Annotated in this window: 16 protein-coding genes and 1 pseudogene; 6 read left to right on the top strand and 11 right to left on the bottom strand. The window is 56.0% G+C overall.

Translation table 11 applies throughout. The annotated features are described in order from the left end of the window. Positions 1-4: 4 nt before the first annotated feature. Positions 5-151 (bottom strand): LPS translocon maturation chaperone LptM, encoded by a 147-nt coding sequence (gene lptM / locus AC4ANK_RS27245; RefSeq protein WP_002555817.1) that lies wholly within the window; start codon positions 149-151, stop codon positions 5-7. A 238-nt stretch (positions 152-389) separates the two neighbouring features. Between lptM and cyaY the strand changes: the two genes are divergently transcribed. The 3 genes from cyaY to rnk all read left to right on the top strand — a co-directional run bounded on the left by cyaY (position 390) and on the right by rnk (position 1,500). Beyond that, the gene (gene cyaY / locus AC4ANK_RS27240; RefSeq protein ID WP_002555818.1) at positions 390-722 is read left to right on the top strand and encodes an iron donor protein CyaY; all 333 of its coding nucleotides are present in this window, start codon (positions 390-392) and stop codon (positions 720-722) included. A 2-nt stretch (positions 723-724) separates the two neighbouring features. Further along, complete coding sequence (locus tag AC4ANK_RS27235) at positions 725-955, top strand: DUF1289 domain-containing protein (RefSeq protein ID WP_002555819.1); 231 nt, start codon at positions 725-727, stop codon at positions 953-955. Positions 956-1,092: 137 nt separating this feature from the next. Then, positions 1,093-1,500 carry a nucleoside diphosphate kinase regulator gene (rnk, locus tag AC4ANK_RS27230; protein ID WP_460383770.1) on the top strand — a complete coding sequence of 136 codons (408 nt, stop codon included), beginning with the start codon at positions 1,093-1,095 and terminating at the stop codon, positions 1,498-1,500. Positions 1,501-1,673: 173 nt separating this feature from the next. On the opposite strand, the gene AC4ANK_RS27225 is transcribed toward rnk, so the two are convergent. The 7 genes from AC4ANK_RS27225 to rimA form a co-directional block, all read right to left on the bottom strand. Next, positions 1,674-4,520 carry a class I adenylate cyclase gene (locus AC4ANK_RS27225; RefSeq protein ID WP_031595726.1) on the bottom strand — a complete coding sequence of 949 codons (2,847 nt, stop codon included), beginning with the start codon at positions 4,518-4,520 and terminating at the stop codon, positions 1,674-1,676. A 183-nt stretch (positions 4,521-4,703) separates the two neighbouring features. After that, positions 4,704-4,952 (bottom strand): TIGR02647 family protein, encoded by a 249-nt coding sequence (locus tag AC4ANK_RS27220; protein ID WP_002555822.1) that lies wholly within the window; start codon positions 4,950-4,952, stop codon positions 4,704-4,706. A gap of 217 nt (positions 4,953-5,169) precedes the next feature. Continuing rightward, positions 5,170-5,445, bottom strand: coding sequence for a hypothetical protein (locus tag AC4ANK_RS27215; protein ID WP_004659597.1), 276 nt, complete (start codon positions 5,443-5,445; stop codon positions 5,170-5,172). Positions 5,446-5,536: 91 nt separating this feature from the next. Continuing rightward, a complete protein-coding gene (gltP, locus tag AC4ANK_RS27210) occupies positions 5,537-6,868 on the bottom strand; it encodes a glutamate/aspartate:proton symporter GltP (RefSeq protein ID WP_002555824.1) in 1,332 nt (443 codons plus the stop codon). A gap of 445 nt (positions 6,869-7,313) precedes the next feature. Continuing rightward, on the bottom strand, positions 7,314-8,219 hold the full coding sequence (gene rimK, locus AC4ANK_RS27205) for a 30S ribosomal protein S6--L-glutamate ligase (RefSeq protein ID WP_002555825.1): 906 nt from the start codon (positions 8,217-8,219) through the stop codon (positions 7,314-7,316). Beyond that, positions 8,216-8,692 (bottom strand): retropepsin-like aspartic endopeptidase RimB, encoded by a 477-nt coding sequence (gene rimB, locus AC4ANK_RS27200; protein ID WP_002555826.1) that lies wholly within the window; start codon positions 8,690-8,692, stop codon positions 8,216-8,218. The genes rimK and rimB overlap by 4 nt, the downstream gene beginning before the upstream one ends. A 16-nt stretch (positions 8,693-8,708) precedes the next feature. After that, positions 8,709-9,491, bottom strand: coding sequence for a S6 modification regulatory phosphodiesterase RimA (gene rimA / locus AC4ANK_RS27195; RefSeq protein WP_002555827.1), 783 nt, complete (start codon positions 9,489-9,491; stop codon positions 8,709-8,711). Between the two features lie 170 nt (positions 9,492-9,661). Between rimA and AC4ANK_RS27190 the strand changes: the two genes are divergently transcribed. The 3 genes from AC4ANK_RS27190 (at position 9,662) to AC4ANK_RS27180 (ending at position 12,866) form a co-directional block, all read left to right on the top strand. Continuing rightward, positions 9,662-10,069 (top strand): RNA-binding S4 domain-containing protein, encoded by a 408-nt coding sequence (locus tag AC4ANK_RS27190; protein ID WP_002555828.1) that lies wholly within the window; start codon positions 9,662-9,664, stop codon positions 10,067-10,069. Positions 10,070-10,240: 171 nt separating this feature from the next. Further along, positions 10,241-11,143 (top strand): Hsp33 family molecular chaperone HslO, encoded by a 903-nt coding sequence (hslO, locus tag AC4ANK_RS27185; RefSeq protein WP_002555829.1) that lies wholly within the window; start codon positions 10,241-10,243, stop codon positions 11,141-11,143. Between the two features lie 178 nt (positions 11,144-11,321). Further along, positions 11,322-12,866 carry a phosphoenolpyruvate carboxykinase gene (locus AC4ANK_RS27180; protein ID WP_460383766.1) on the top strand — a complete coding sequence of 515 codons (1,545 nt, stop codon included), beginning with the start codon at positions 11,322-11,324 and terminating at the stop codon, positions 12,864-12,866. A 144-nt stretch (positions 12,867-13,010) separates the two neighbouring features. On the opposite strand, the pseudogene AC4ANK_RS27175 reads toward AC4ANK_RS27180, so the two are convergent. The 3 genes and pseudogenes from AC4ANK_RS27175 to AC4ANK_RS27165 form a co-directional block, all read right to left on the bottom strand. Further along, a pseudogene (locus AC4ANK_RS27175) lies at positions 13,011-13,205 on the bottom strand (T6SS amidase immunity protein Tai4 family protein); the annotation flags it as partial. Between the two features lie 45 nt (positions 13,206-13,250). Then, positions 13,251-13,673 (bottom strand): hypothetical protein, encoded by a 423-nt coding sequence (locus tag AC4ANK_RS27170; RefSeq protein WP_057412602.1) that lies wholly within the window; start codon positions 13,671-13,673, stop codon positions 13,251-13,253. A 5-nt stretch (positions 13,674-13,678) separates the two neighbouring features. After that, positions 13,679-14,983: a DUF6402 family protein gene (locus tag AC4ANK_RS27165; protein ID WP_031595719.1), complete on the bottom strand. Its 1,305-nt coding sequence runs from the start codon at positions 14,981-14,983 to the stop codon at positions 13,679-13,681. Positions 14,984-15,129 lie beyond the last annotated feature (146 nt).

Below are 15,129 nucleotides of genomic sequence, written 5' to 3'. Positions count from 1 at the left end.
TCCCTTAAAGGTGCTTGTGCGATTGCGATTTGGCTTGTTCATCCGGAGTTTTGGTGTCATCCGGCAGATACAGCGGGCCTTTCTGGCCGCAGGCTGTAACAAGACAAGCGACCGCGACAAGCGCAGCAAGCGAAGAGATCAGGCGCTTCATGGCGAAATCCTTTGTAAAAGCATTAATTGCGCCCGAGTATACCGACCACCCGGCAGCTTGCCTATGCGAGCGGCGTCCCGTCTGGCGTGCCTTTGACGTGAAAGCCGCAGCAGAGCGGTGGTTGATCGGGATTAAAGTGCTCGTGCATCGTCAATGATGAGTAAGCTTTGCATTTGCCTGGCTGCGTCCGTATCTTGCCCCTCTGCGCTATTTGCAGACACTTATCGAGGTTCCCGCAATGAGTTTGACCGAAGCCCGTTTTCACGACCTCGTCGATGCGACGCAGCAGGTGCTGGAAGATGTTTTCGACGAGAGCGGCCTGGATGTCGACCTGGAAAACTCGGCCGGCGTCCTCACCGTCAAGTTCGAAAACGGCTCGCAACTGATCTTCAGTCGTCAGGAGCCGCTTCGTCAGCTTTGGCTGGCAGCCCGCTCCGGCGGTTTCCATTTCGATTATGACGAAGAGAACAGCCGTTGGGCATGCGACACCAGTGATGAGCTGCTCAGCGAAATGCTTGCGCGCATCACCCTTGAGCAAGCCGGTGTCGAACTGGATTTCGACGAGATCTGATCGTGAGCCAGTCCCCCGTTCGACCGCCCAAACCGCTTTTCAGCAACGTCAGCCCGGCTGTAGCGTCGCCCTGTATCAGCCTGTGCCGGCTCGATGAGCAGAAGGTTTGCCTCGGGTGCTTCCGTCATGTCGAAGACATCCGCGAATGGCGCTCGGCCGATGACCATCGTCGTCGACAGATTCGCCATGAAGCGGAACAGCGTCGAGCCAGCGCGGGCCAGACCGCAGGCTGATGCCGCGTCGGGTTGTGTATTTACTGCGCTGTGTTAGTGTCGGAACCTGCTTCTCCAGATTGAGAGGCCCGTAGAACCCCGCCCACCCCGGCGGGGTTTTGTTTTATTCATGGAGAATAAAGGAGTCTGCCCAGACCATGACCACAGCACCTTCGATCATCCTCACCCGCCTCGACGTACAGCGTCTCGAGAGTTTTATCGCCAGCCAGGACGAAGACACGCCGGGCATCCAGGCGTTGCAGGCCGAACTGGACCGCGCCGATCAGGTAGTGGGCCACGATGAAGTGCCTGCGGGCGTTGTGACCATGAATTCGCGTGTGCATTGCCGTGAAGAAGTCAGCGGCAAGGATTACCACCTCAAGCTGGTTTATCCCCAGGATGCAGGCGCAGACGGCACCGTCTCGGTCCTCGCGCCAATGGGCTCGGCGTTGCTGGGTTTGCAGGTCGGCCAGCACATCGACTGGCCAGCACCGGGCTGCAAGCCCCTCAAGCTGACCTTGCTGGCGGTGGAATATCAGCCGGAAGCAGCGGGCGAGTACGAGTAATCGAAGGCGCTGCATCCGTAAAGCGCCTCCGCATTCAAGAGCGGACGCAGAGCGTCCAGAACGGCATTCCCACGCTGGAGCGTGGGGACGATAGTTAACTGACGCATCAAGATGACCATCGTGCCAATGCTCCGCGTTGGAACGTTAGGCGCGAGGGGCAGAACAAGCGTACGTCAGGCCTGGTCCATCGCCTCGTTCAACAGCTTTTCCAGCTCGGCCTTGTGATGCAGGAAGAGGATGCTTTGTCCATGCCGGTCATCCAGCAGCCCGGACAGGTCCAGGTCGGTGATGTAACAGCGATAGCGCTGGGGTTCCAGGCGCTTGCCGAGAATTTGCCGGGCAACGGCGGCATACAGCTGATCGCCATATTCCAGCTCGGAAAACTCGCAGTTATCGCAGTACAGCGTGGCGCTCAGCTGTCCGGGCGAGGTTTCTTCGATGATTGCCTGCACGTCATAAAACGCCTTGTCCGCCGCAGTCGGTGCCAACCGATGTTCGACACGCCGGGCAAGCCCAGGGCCAGAAGGCAGCACTTGGTAATAAAGGGTTTCCAGCGAAACCGGCTCGGACGGGTCGTCCAGCGGCAATGACGCGCCTCGGCGATAAACCAGCGAGTGAAGAAAACGCTGCAGTGGCGTCAGCAGGCTTTGTTCGTCGTGATACGGCAGGCGCTGGTGCCAGAGCGAATTGTGTTCGTCCAGCACGTACACGTCGGCATCCGGCTCGTTGATTCGGTAGAACACCTGAATGCATTCAGGCTGACCAAGTGGCAGGATCAGCGCCAGATCGTGGCCATCGAGTGCCTGAGGGTCCAGATGCAAAGGGCTGTACAACGGCAGCTCTTCACCCAGGTACTTGAACAGGCCTGGCAGGCTGTTGACCACTACATGACCGACCTGTCCGGGTTTGATCTCCAGCACGTGATACTGCTGCTGCACTTGAATCAGATAACGATGGTTCAACCGCCTGGCGAGTAATAACCGAGCCGTGCTGATCAGTTCTTCAACCCGCTGAGCGATGGCAGGTGCCCGGTTATGACAGAAGCAGCGCACGCGAATCTGCGGCTGCTTACCGCTCTGCGGCAGGCTGCCGAGCAGTTCGCTCATGCAGTCGAGCAGGGCATGCGGGCCGTCATAGCGGCTGACCAGCGTTTCGTTCCAGGTATTGAGGGTGATCTGGTCCAGCGTCAGCACCAGATTCTCCCGGACACCCGCGTAACTGAGCGAGTCGGTGCGCTCGGTGGTCATCAGAATATTAAGGTCGCGGTGATGCCTGAGCGGGTCGACACCGACATTGACCAGCAACAGTATCTCGCTGGATGTACTGGGCATGAGCAGCTCGTCGTCGCTGACCTCGGGCAGCGGCAGTTCAATACTCTGCTGCAAGGCACCGAGCAGGTTGAACAACTCGAACTCGCTCAAGTCACTGGTGCCAGGATGCAGCGCCACGCGGGTCGTGGTGTCGATCACGTTGTTGCGGTGGCACCAGGTCAGCAGCTCGAGCAATTCCCGGCTGCGCTTGATCGGCGAAAAGTTCGGCCACTCGTGAATACCCAGGTTGCCGTTGTACAGGGCCCACTGATGCTTGCCTGGCTCGCGTTTATCAGGGGAATGCACCAGCGTCAGCGTATCTTCTGCAAGGTCCGGAGCGATGCCCGGATTGATGAACTCGACCTTGCCCGCCTTGCGCTCGAAAGCGGCATACAGGCGCCGACCGAGTATGGTCAGGTCACGAGCATTGAGCGCGTCGGCGGTGCTTTGCGTTCTGGCGAACCGGGTCTGAAAGCGATAGCTGTAATTGAGTTCGTTAACCAGTGCACGACGCTCGCTGGCCACCTGGCGCACTTTCCACTGGCTGCGGCTGTCGAGCAGCGCCAGTTGTCGTTCATCCCAGCCCCACTCAGAGGTCAGGCGCTCCAGCAGCAGGCGTTGCCAACCGGTGTTGCGCTGACGGCTCGAGCCGGTGAGCTTTTTGTTGACCTTCAGGTACAGGCTGCGCCGCACCAGTTCGAGGCGCTCTTGCTCGTTGCGTGCCTGCAAATGCTCTTCGATACGCCGGTACACAACCACGTACGGGTCCAGCTCATCCAGGTCCAGTTGGTTGGCAAACACCGCTTGCTTGAAACGCAGGCTCAGGCACTGCACGCGGGGATGTTCACTGGAGTAAACCTCGATCAGCAGCAGCTTGAGAACAGACTTGTAGGGCGACTCGATACCCTTGAACAACTGCCACAAGCCGGCACCAATAAATTCCGCCGCAGGAATGTGCGACATCGGCCCGAGGTCGAGCACTTCGCTGGCGCGAATGAAGCGTTTGCTCAGCAGGGTATGGGCGTAATCCTCATAGTTCTGCTCTTCATAGACTGGCACCAGCCACCACATCGGGGTGCGCCCTGCGAGCCAGATCGCCGTGCGATAAAACTCATCGAGCAACAGGTAATGCTGGGTAGTGCCGCAGTCGTCAGAGCTGAGCTGCGAGTCGCGGTCCCCGCGCTTGAAACGTTGCGGGTCAATCAGGAAAAAGTGCGCTTCTGCCCCCATAGTGGCGGCCCAGGCTTCAAGGGCATGGCATTTCCTGCGCAGTTCGGCGATGGCCTCCGGCTCCAGTTCGCTGTCGTGGCAGACCCATACGTCCATGTCGCTTTGTTCAGCCTGGGCCAGCGTACCGAGGCTGCCCATCAGGAACAGGCCGTGAATCGGCTGAGGAGCGTTACCACGCCGGACCTTGTAAGAGAAGGAGCGTGTCAGGCGTTGCGCTTCGGCCAGCGCCAGCGTGTCCGGTTCGTACTGCGAGACGCCAGCAGGCGTACCACCGGAAACGTAACCGGGCAGCAGAGGGTGGTTGACGTGAAAGAACAGCGGCAGCAGGGTCAGAACGCTTTGCTGGCGGGTCGACATACCTTCCAGCGCACGCGCATATCGCCCGTCATTGAGGGACAGGAAACGGTTGCGCAGCTGGCTGAGAACCTTGCGGTCGATGCCCTCATCCAGGTCGGGGCGAATTTCAGGATTACGCGTCATCGCAACTCAAGGCATCTAGCCTGTGCAGGCGTGGAATTACTGAGCAAAGATGGCGGAGAAGTTTTGCAGCCGAGAGAAGAGGATTCAGTCGGGTTGTTATTCTGACGCCAGAATCCTGTATCGACCGGCGTTCAGATAAGTGAAGGGCCTGCCACGCTTTTTTGTGCGCAGGCCCTGCGCCTGTCAGGCAGCTTGTTTGGAAACGTTGAGGATGGTCAACAGTGATTGGGCATGTTGAGCGGCCTCAAGCCCGAGGCTGGTCAGATAACCGCCATCGACCTGGGTCGTCAGTCCTTTATCGAAGAGTCTTTTTGCTGCTGCAACGGCAGTGGGTGCCGCTACATGGTGGACTTTCAGGCCTTCCTGGGTGTTTCCCAGATTGAACAGTGCAAGGATTTCCAGTTCGGCAACCAACTCAGGGGTATACGACATAGGTACTCCAGACTTTTTGTAGTAGTACGACCTCGCCGGCTGGCGGGTGTGCTCTGGAATCGACGTGTCCAATCTGCGCTCGTCGGTTCTGGATGACCGTTGAAGCCGGTTTGGCGTGGCAGCCCCGGAGGATCATGCGGCAGCGGGGCATTTGCAGTGTAGTCAGCGTCTGGAGTGTTTGCAGCATATATCTTGCTGGCACGACCTGACCGCAAGGTTACTTTTCCGGGGGCAGATCGGGCAGGGCGCGCAGCGCTGCTTCGTACCATTGCGTATCGAACGGACGGTCCTGCTCCAGCAAGGCGTCGATTTCGATGGCCAGGACGTGCGCCATCATTTCGAGAATGTCTTCACGCTCGTAGTTAACCAGGGTAAGCATGTTGAAAACAGCCTTGGCCGCTGGCGGGTTACCGGATTCGATCTGGTTCTCGATGGCTTCGATCAGGGTCGAGGCGGCAAATTCTTCTTCGTCATTGTCGAGTGCGTCGTTCATGTTCATTCCTCTGGTAAGGCAGGCAGTCTAACCGGCGACCTGAAAACAACAAACCCCGGAGGTCCGGGGTTTGTCAGCACATTGGCGAAGATCAGTCAGCCGTCGGCTGGCCCATCGGTACAGGTTCCTTGCTGCGCCAGTGCGGCAGGGAGTTCCAGTAGCGCTCGCCCTTTTCATCGTCGTACATGCCTTCCCAGCGCGAGATGACCAATACGGCCAGCGCGTTGCCGATCACATTCAGGGCCGTACGCGCCATGTCCATGATCCGGTCGACACCGGCAATAAACGCCAGGCCTTCCAGCGGGATACCGGCGCTGCCCAACGTTGCCAGCAGTACCACGAAGGAAACACCCGGCACACCCGCGATACCTTTGGACGTGACCATCAGGGTCAGAACCAGCATCAGTTGCGCGCCAATCGACAGGTCAATGCCATACAGCTGGGCAATGAAGATCGCCGCAATGCTCTGATAAAGCGTAGAACCATCGAGGTTGAACGAATAACCCGTCGGCACCACGAAGCTGCAGATCGCCTTCGGCGCGCCATACGCTTCCATTTTCTGGATCACGCGTGGCAGTACGGTTTCGGAGCTGGCGGTGGAGTAGGACAGAATCAGCTCGTCCTTGAAGATGCGCATCAGCCTGATCACCGAGAAGCCGAACGCCCGAGCGATCAGCCCCAGCACCACGAAGGCAAAGAAGGCGATGGCCACATATACCAGAATCACCAGCTTGGCGAGCGGCAACAGGGAGGCGAAACCGAAGTTGGCGACGGTCACCGCAATCAGCGCGAACACGCCGATCGGCGCGTAGTTCATGATCATGTGCGTGACCTTGAACATGGTTTCCGAGACGCCCTGAAACAGCTTCACCAGAGGCTCACGGACCTCTGCCTGCAGGCTGGAAAGCCCGAGACCGAACAGCACTGAAAAGAAGATGATCGGCAGCATCTCGCCACGCGCCATGGCAGCAAAGATGTTGGACGGGATCAGGTTGAGAATGGTCGCGATAAACGCGTGATCATGCTGAACTTCGGCCGTTGTCTGCTGGTATTTGGAGATATCCACCGTACCCAGCGTGCTCATGTCGATACCCGTGCCCGGATGGAACACATTGGCCAGCACCAGGCCCACCAGAATGGCGATGGTGGTCACGACTTCGAAATAGAGGATGGTCTTCAGACCGATGCGCCCCAGTTTCTTGGCGTCGCCCACACCCGCGATGCCTACAATCAGCGATGCGACAACGATAGGGATAACGATCATCTTGATCAGACGAATGAAGATATCGCCCGCAGGCTGCAGGAGATTGGTGATCCACCAGGCCTTCTCGGCGCTGAAATGGTTGAGCAGCGCCCCCACCGCGATACCCAGTACCAGTCCGATCAGAATCTGCCAGGCCAGACTCAGCTTTGCCTTCTTCATATTATTACCCTTGTTCAAAGTGGCTTGGGCAAGTCCAAGACCGATGCGCCGAGCGTGCTTTTCAAAGCAGTTTCAGGGCAGGGGATCCCTTTGGAAATGTCCCGAGAAGGTCACCGCAGACGAGCATCCCGGCTCTGTAGCAGGCGAAAAAAGTCGCAACTATTCCCATGGCACGCGCATACGTCTAATGCCGTAAACGACTACCTCATGCTCAATCGGCATACAAATAAGCAGAAATGTGTTGATTTATGTCGCGAGGCGAGAGGGCGATTCGGCGCGAAGGTGGCTAAAACGTCGTCTTCGGCCTGATGGAGAGCAGAAAGAACATAGCGGTGCTGAATCGATTACTCGGCGCATTTAACAGATGTACGGTAGTGCAGTGCTCAGGCCAGCTTATCCGCAGACAAGCTCATGGCCTGAGCGATTGAGTCGAGTCGCCGCCCTGTCAGCCTTTTCCTTTGGTGCGGGTCATGTGCGGGCCGCTGTTTTTCTCCAGATACTCGATAATCATCCCGGCCACATCCTTGCTGGTGGTGACTTCAATGCCTTCCAGGCCAGGTGACGAGTTGACCTCCATCACCAGCGGGCCGTGATTGGAGCGCAGAATATCCACACCCGCCACACTCAAGCCCATGACCCTGGCTGCACGCAATGCAGTCATGCGTTCTTCCGGGGTGATCTTGATCAGGCTGGCACTGCCGCCACGGTGCAGGTTGGAGCGAAACTCGCCCGGTTTGGCCTGACGCTTCATCGAGGCGATGACCTTGTCACCGACAACGAAGCAGCGAATATCGGCACCGCCCGCTTCCTTGATGTACTCCTGCACCATGATGTCCTGCTTGAGCCCCATGAAGGCTTCAATCACCGATTCGGCTGCCGTAGCGGTTTCGCACAGCACCACGCCGATGCCCTGAGTGCCCTCCAGCACCTTGATGACCAGCGGCGCGCCGTTGACCATCTGGATCAGGTCGGGAATATCGTCAGGCGAGTGGGCAAAGCCTGTCACCGGCAAGCCGATGCCCCGACGTGACAGCAGTTGCAGCGAGCGCAACTTGTCGCGCGAGCGGGCAATGGCGACCGACTCATTGAGCGGAAACACGCCCATCATTTCAAACTGACGCAACACCGCACAGCCATAGAAAGTCACCGAGGCACCGATGCGCGGAATCACCGCATCAAAGCCCTCCAGAGGTTTGCCGCGGTAGTGGATCTGCGGCTTGTGGCTGGCGATGTTCATATAGGCGCGCAGGGTGTCGATCACCACCATCTCATGGCCACGCTCGATGCCAGCTTCGACCAGACGACGGGTGGAATACAGACGCGGATTACGCGAAAGCACAGCGATCTTCATGCAACACCTGAGGAAGTAGAGGCCGGGAACACCGGCTTGTCTTGTACGTAAGTTATGCCCGGATTGACCACCAGTTGGCCGTCGATCAGCGCCTTGGAACCCAGCAGCAGTCGATAACGCATCGACTTGCGGCAAGCCAGTGTGAATTCCACTGGCCAGATACGATCACCCAGGGCCAGCGTAGTGCGAATGACGTAACGCACCTGCGCGTGGCCATTGGAGCTTTTAATGGTTTTCATGGCGACCAGTTGCGCCTCGCAGCGGCGATGCCGCAACTGAACCACAGTGCCCAGATGCGCGTTGAAGCGCACCCATTTCTGGCCATCGCGCTCAAAAGGTTCGATTTCGGTGGCATGCAGGCTTGACGTGCTCGCACCGGTATCGATTTTTGCCCGCAGGCCCGCCACCCCCAGGTCGGGAAGCGCTACCCACTCGCGCAGGCCGATGACTGTCAGATGGTCGAATGTTTTCAATGCAATTCCGTATGTCTCAAGACTTCTGCCAGACGTCAGGTGCTATCTGCGCCAGGGCTTTGAATGCAGGTTTGGCGAACAGATAGCCCTGCATCAGGAAAATGCCGCAATCGGCGAGAAAGTCCCGTTCCTCAACCTGCTCTATACCTTCGGCAATGAGCTTAATCCCCAAGTCCGAACACATTGTGACAACACCCCGAACAATAGCCTGACGCGCGCGATCACGATGAATGTCGCGAATCAGGTTCATGTCGAGCTTTATCAGGTCTGGCTGAAAGTCCGCGAGCAGCGTCAGCCCGGAATACCCGGCACCGAAATCATCGATGGCGGTCATGAAGCCGAACTCGCGATACTCGCGCAGAATATTGCTCAAGTGCCCGTTGTTATCCACATGCTCGCTTTCGATGGTTTCGAAAATCAAACGCTCGACAGGAAAGTCATGCTGCCTGGCGGCCTCCAGCGTGCTGCGGATACACAGCTCGGGACGATACACGGCGTTGGGCAAAAAGTTGATCGATAAACGCTCGTTCATGCCCAGTTTCGCGGCACCGGCGATGGCGGTGGTCCGACACGCCTGATCGAAGCGGTAGCGGTTCTGGTCGTTGACCTGACTCAGAACGGACATCGCACCTTCGCCATTGGGGCCACGAACCAGCGCCTCGTGAGCGAAAATCGACTGGTCGTGAAGGTTCACGATCGGTTGATACGCGTAGTCAAACGAGAAATCCAGTTCCGGACTGCCCGTGCATCCCGCGCACCCTTTTCTGGGGGCGGTCAACGAAGTTGGAAAATCTGTCACGTCGCGCTCCATGTAGGGGTCGGGCAATGAAAAGGGGAATAGCTGTTTTTGACAAGCAAGGATCGGTTACTTCATGTTCGTGTGGGTATGTACACATCAGGCGAGCGACGCAGTCGCGTTTCCTGATGAGCCCGATAACGTTCAGACTGCTGCACTGATGAGGAATTCAAATGGCGCAAAAGCCGGAAGAAGATGACAAGGTCCGTCTGGATAAATGGCTGTGGGCCGCACGTTTTTTCAAAACACGCGCATTGGCCAAAGCAGCTATCGAAAGCGGCAAGGTGCACTGTCGCGGCGAACGTTGCAAGCCCGGCAAGGAGCCTCGTCCAGGCGACGAGTTTCAGATTCGCATGGGCTTCGATGAGCGCACGATAGTGGTCGAGGCGTTGTCCACCGTTCGCCGGGGTGCGCCTGAGGCGCAGACGCTGTATAGCGAGACACCCGACAGCATCGCCAAAAGAGAAAGCGCGGCCGCTCAGCGCAAGGCTGGCAACCTGGGTGTAACTACCGACGGAAAGCCCACCAAGAAGCAACGCCGGGAGCTTTTTGGTTTCCGTGCCAGCCACAACAACGACTGAAAACAGCGCATGGCGGCTCCGGCGATCAGCCCGAACGGCCAACCCGCTTGGAAGCGCACCGGATAGCTCCTAAAATGCCGGTCAATCCGCATGGCCACGGCGCTTTCGAGTGCCGGACGGTGCTTGCTCAGCCGCGAGCCATCCAATGTCATTACTTCAGATACCTTCCCTATGCATGATTTACCGGACACCGATTTCACCCAGCGCTTCATCTTCGACGAAAGCGACGTTCGTGGAGAGCTGGTAGCCCTTGAACGCAGTTATGCCGAAGTACTCGCCAAGCACCCGTACCCGGAGCCGGTCGCGCAGTTGCTGGGAGAACTGATGGCTGCCGCCGCTCTGCTGGTCGGCACCCTCAAGTTCGACGGACTGCTGATTTTGCAGGCGCGCTCCAGCGGCGCTGTACCGCTGCTGATGGTCGAATGCTCCAGCGAACGCGAGCTGCGCGGCATCGCCCGCTATGACGAAACGCTCATCACGCCAGCCGCTGGCCTGCAGGACCTGATGCCTGACGGTTCGCTGGCATTGACTGTCGACCCGCACAAGGGCAAGCGCTATCAGGGCATTGTGGCGCTGGATGGCGTCGACCTGTCGGAAAGCCTCTCTAACTACTTCGTGATGTCCGAGCAGTTGGGCACCCGTTTCTGGCTCAAGGCTGACGGTCATCGCGCCCGCGGCCTGCTGCTGCAGCAACTGCCTGCCGCACAGATCACCGACCCGGAAGAGCGCGATGCCAGCTGGGAACATGTCATTACCCTCGCCAGCACCCTGACTGCCGAAGAAATGCTCGGCCTGGACAACCAGACCATTTTGCATCGCCTGTATCACGAAGACCCAGTGCGCCTGTTCGACGCCCAGCCAATCTGTTTTCGCTGCAGTTGCTCGCGCGAGCGCTCGGCCAACGCACTGGTCAGTCTTGGCCTGGAGGACGCGCAGCAACTGATCATCGAGCACAACGGCAGCATCGAGATCGACTGTCAGTTCTGCAACGAGCGCTACCTGTTCGATGCCACTGACGTTGCACAGCTGTTTGCTGGCGGCGGTGTCGATTCGCCATCTGACACGCGCCATTGATCAACGCGTAAAGCCCCTCAGAATACGGTATGGGCCCTTGTAATGCTGTTCTGACAGGAGGGTCCTACCATTTCTGGGCATTTCTGGCATAATCCGGCCCACTTTTACGCTGTAGTAGTGGTTGTTTTTTACTACAAAACCGTTTGGAGCACTCGGCTACAGGCCGACGGGGAACCTCATGACGCAAATCAACAACGCTGTGCACACCGATCTGAGCACCGACGAACTGGTCAAGGAAGCCCTTGCCCGTAACGAAGGCGTACTTTCCGACACTGGCGCACTGGTTGTGGAGACAGGCCATCGTACTGGCCGTTCGCCGGTCGATCGTTTCATTGTTGAAGAGCCGAGCACCCAGGACGCCATCGCCTGGGGCCCGATCAACCGCAAGTTTCCGGCCGAGAAATTCGACGCCTTGTGGAACCGTGTCGGTGCATACCTGGCCGAGCGCGAGCTCTTCGTTTCCCACGTTCATGTAGGCTCCGATCCTGCGCACTACCTGCCCGTCAAGATGACCACCGAAACTGCGTGGCACAACCTGTTCGGCCGTTGCCTGTTCATCAACCCTGAACAGTACAACCCGGCTGGCAAGGACGAGTGGGAAATCCAGAACGCGCCATGGTTCGTCTGCGACCCTGAGCGTGACGGCACCAACTCCGATGGCACCGTCATCATCAACTTCGCCGCGCGCAAGGTACTCATCGCAGGCATGCGTTATGCCGGCGAAATGAAAAAAGCCATGTTCTCGGTACAGAACTTCCTGCTGCCAGCTTCGGACGTGCTGCCGATGCACTGCGCCGCCAACATGGGCGAAGAGGGCGATGTAACCCTGTTCTTCGGCCTGTCCGGCACCGGCAAGACCACCCTGTCCGCCGATGAAAGCCGTTACCTGATCGGTGACGACGAGCACGGCTGGGGCGAAGGTGTGGTGTTCAACATCGAAGGCGGTTGCTATGCCAAGTGCATCGACCTGTCCGAGAAGAACGAGCCGGTCATCTGGAAAGCCATTCAGCACGGCGCCGTACTGGAAAACGTCGTACTTGACCCGGGCACCAAAAAAGCCGACTACGCCGACAGCAGCCTGACCCAGAACAGCCGTGCGGCCTACCCGCGTGAACTGATCGAAAAACGCGCACCGAAAAACCTCGGCGGCGAGCCAAACGCCGTGATCTTCCTGACCTGCGACCTGACCGGCGTCCTGCCACCAGTGTCGATCCTCAGTGAAGAACAGGCTGCCTACCACTTCCTGTCGGGTTACACCGCACTGGTCGGTTCGACCGAAATGGGTTCGGGTTCGGGCATCAAGTCCACCTTCTCCACCTGCTTCGGCGCCCCGTTCTTCCCGCGTCCGGCTGGCGAATACGCTGAACTGCTGATCAAGCGCATCCGCGGCTTCAAATCCAAGGTCTACCTGGTCAACACCGGCTGGACCGGCGGTGGCTACGGCGTCGGCAAGCGCTTCAACATCCCGACTACCCGTGGCGTGATCGCAGCCATCCAGAGCGGCGCACTGATCGGTGCAGAAACCGAGCACCTGGACACCATCAACCTCGACGTACCGAAATCGGTACCCGGCGTCGACACCGGCCTGCTCAACCCACGCAACACCTGGGCTGACAAAGCGGCCTACGACGAAGCCGCCAAGGCCCTGGCTGGCCTGTTCGTGGAGAACTTCAAGAAGTTCGACGTGAGCGACGCCATCAAGGCTGCGGGTCCGAAGTTGTAATTAGCGTCCTCTAAAAAAACCGCCTTTATCAGGCGGTTTTTTTGGTCCTGGAATTGAGTACTTGATGTAGAACCGTTCAGATTGCGACTCGACGATTGAATAGCGTCCGCACAACCTCCGTGTAAATATAAGCGTTGGCATCAGTCATTTATTATCTTGCCTGTAGGTATGGCCCGGCTTTATTACAAACTTCTTTACCAGAGCATTGAGTTCTTTACCGGGGTAGAGATCAAGGCACTTCAATAAATAAAACTTTACGCCCTTTACTTCAGAGTCAATCAGAGGGCTCGTATAGTCTCTGGCTAAATCCTTATCAATGAGCGCTTCCACTGCATCAGGGCTTCTCTAATATCCGTAATAAGCCCATTCGTATGAGGACCAAAATTATAGGGGAAGCCTTGCCCGAATCCACTCCAAGCGTGTAGGAGGCATAGTGATTGCGTGATCTTTCTGCTCCTTGTCGTCTTGATAGGTAATACTGCTTTCAGAAAACTTAAGCGGCTCATGTCCGGGCTGGCCGTCCCAAAAGATCCTATAGTATCTCCTGGCTAACAGCTCGCCTTGATCGTCGAAGATAGTCAGCCGGACCCTCTCCATGCCATCGCCATTAAAAAGACTGTTATTGAGTCCGGCTCCGCAAATATTTATTATAAATTTCTCATTGTCGAAGTTTTTTGTGCCTCCTTTTAATTCTTTAGTGTGATTGTAGCTCTGGCAGTCAGTATTGTCTAGCACGTTAAATGCAGTGGAGTAAATAACCAAAGCAATAAATATAAAAACAAAGAAGAAAAAAGACCAGAGGTACATTTTTCTTACATGGGCTCTGAGGGTTTGCATAATGTATCCAGCTTTATGATAATAGGCTTTTTTAGTTTATGTATTTCAGGTCTGCTGTAAATCATAAAATCGCCACCCCGACCATGCTTCTCTCTCCACTCACTATAAGAGCTATTGTACACAGGCCAGTAAACATCTTTCTCCATAAATTTTCTGACAATACCTGTTCTTTTATCTACTGGCTTGTCAATCTGCCCGCCAGGCAAATAGTCCCAATTGATTTTAGTTTCAGTTATAGGGGTACTACCCATATTAGTATGAATTTTCTTACCGTCAACAAGATCACTGACAACGGCAGAGTAGGAAAGAATCATCTCATTTTTGTTCCAGTGCCCTAGATATTGACTATTGCCATCATTTTTGTCGTTAAAGGAATAGTTATCTTTCAGGTAGGTATATACACTAGTAATGGTCGCCGTAGCTTCAGCGCAAAAAGTTTTGGTTCTGGCTGTATCGTCATATCTGTAAAATTTTTCCACAGCAACTTCAACCCTGCCAATAGCAGCATAGATATTAAAATTTCCTAGCGTGGCAGTGAGATCAGTTAAACTCATGCCGTCAAGAGTGTTACTTGTTGATATTGCCTGAAACTGAATTTGCCAGTCAATATGAAACTGCCTGATATCCCCTATCCAAGGAGACGTATCAAAGGAAAGATTTGCTGCCGAACTAGAATCATCGAATTTATTTTTTACATGCTTGAGGATTTTTTGTTTAGCACCTGCAATTGCTTTTTCAGAATGAATTTTTTCTTCAATTAATTCATTAAATTTTTCTGCTACGCTTCCATACTTAAAAGCCCATTTTAATGTCACTGTTGTGTCATCAATGGGTTGAACTGAATTGGGTTGATCATTGTAGATATGCTTAGGGCTAGCGAACCACCGTTTGGCGATCTTGGCAGCTGTCGGCCAACCTATTTTGTCCATGGCCAAAGGAATATCCTGAAGATCAAACTCTGGAAGCTTTTCCTTATCTTCCGCATCGCGCTCTAGCGTATAGGGCTTTGAGGGTTTGGTTTCCCCGGAGGATGGTTTATTATTTTTAACTTCAGTAAGCGATCTCTTACCTCCCGCTTCTGTTTGTTGCGCCATACGTTGCTCTTTACTGCGCTCTGTGGGCTTTAAGACTACTTGACCAGGCGCGCAACGATTATAGGAGATTTTTTGCGGAGTATTGATGGGGACAGCCCCCTCTAGGCCATCATTTTCTTTCCATACTTTGCCACGAAAAATAGACCGTTTCATCGTGTAGTAAGGTATTTTCTTTACTTCAGCCATAAACCCGTTCCTTGGTAAAACAATAAAATCCCAAATCCGCTCAGCACCTCTCGCGCAGCGGCAGAACTGCCGGAGCAACGTAATGCAGATCTGCATTGTTTAGCCTGTGTACCCAAACCGTCAATTTCGCTGCGCACCGGAGTATC

The organism is Pseudomonas sp. Pmew2, from assembly GCF_058129885.1.
This window is presented reverse-complemented; position numbering and strand designations above follow the sequence as displayed.